Genomic DNA, 1,236 nt, shown 5'->3' with positions numbered 1-1,236 from the left:
CGGGCCACCATGGCCGAGGCGCTGGCCGCCTTGCGGGCCCGCGGGCACGACACCGGCACCGGCCTGCGCATCCTGCGGCAGGTGGTGATGGAGCGGCTGGTGCGCCTCGATTGCGAACAGGGCGCGCCGCTGGCCGACATCACGCGGGCCACCACCGAGCTGGCCGAACTGGCCCTGGACCAGGCCTGCGTGCAGGCCCGCGAAGCGCTCGACGCCCGCCACGGCGCCCCACGCGGCCCCGAGGGCCAGCCGGTCGAGCTGTGGATCATCGGCATGGGCAAGCTGGGCGCGCGCGAGCTGAACGTGTCCAGCGACATCGACCTGATCTACGTGTACGAACACGACGGCGAGACCGCCGGCAACGCCGAGGGCCGCAACCGCATCTCCAACCACGAGTACTTCGGCCACGCCGTCAAGGCCATCTACGGCCTGATCGGCGACACCACCGAGCACGGCTTCGTCTTCCGGGTGGACCTGGCGCTGCGGCCCAACGGCAACTCCGGCCCGGCGGCCGTTTCGCTGGCCGCGCTGGAGGAATACCTGCAGGTGCAGGGCCGCGAATGGGAGCGTTTCGCCTGGCTCAAGAGCCGCGTGGTCGCGCCGCGCAGCAGCGTCATCGGCGAGCCGGTGCAGGCCCTGCGCGGCGTGGTGCTGCCCTTTGTCTTCCGGCGCTACCTGGACTACAGCGTGTTCGACGCGCTGCGCTCGCTGCACCGGCAGATCCGCGACCACGCCGCCAAGCGCAGCGCCGGCCACCCCGAGCGCGCCAACGACGTGAAGCTCTCGCGCGGCGGCATCCGCGAGATCGAATTCACCGTGCAGCTGCTGCAGGTGGTGCGCGGCGGGCAGTTCCCCGAGCTGCGCTGCCGCCCCACGCTGGAGGCGCTGCAGCGCATCTCACGCGCCGGCCTCATGCCGCAGGAGACGGCCGAGGCGCTGGCCGCGGCCTACACCTTCCTGCGCCAGGTGGAGCACCGCATCCACTACCTGGACGACCAGCAGACCCACGTGCTGCCCACGCGCGACGACGACCTGGCCTGGATCGCCCAGACCCTGGGCCTGGGCACCTGCGCCTTCCTGCACCAGCTCGATGCGCACCGCGAACTCGTGGCGCAGGAGTTCGACACGCTGCTGGGCGGCGCCGGCAAGAAGCAGTGCACCAAGGGCGGCTGCGGCGGCCCGCGCGCCGGCGCGCCGGCCGCGCCCGAGCTGGAAGCGGTGCTGGAGCAACTGCCG

The 1,236-nt window shown here is 72.7% G+C and carries 1 protein-coding gene; it reads left to right on the top strand.

From position 1 onward, the window contains the following. A partial coding sequence (locus tag AC27KI_RS25215) for a [protein-PII] uridylyltransferase family protein (RefSeq protein WP_487116524.1) occupies nt 1-1,236 on the top strand: 1,236 nt, incomplete at both ends.

The organism is Acidovorax sp. KPB24-03 (assembly GCF_057546605.1).
The sequence above is the reverse complement of the archived record's forward strand: the minus strand, read 5'-3'. Positions and strand labels throughout refer to the sequence as shown.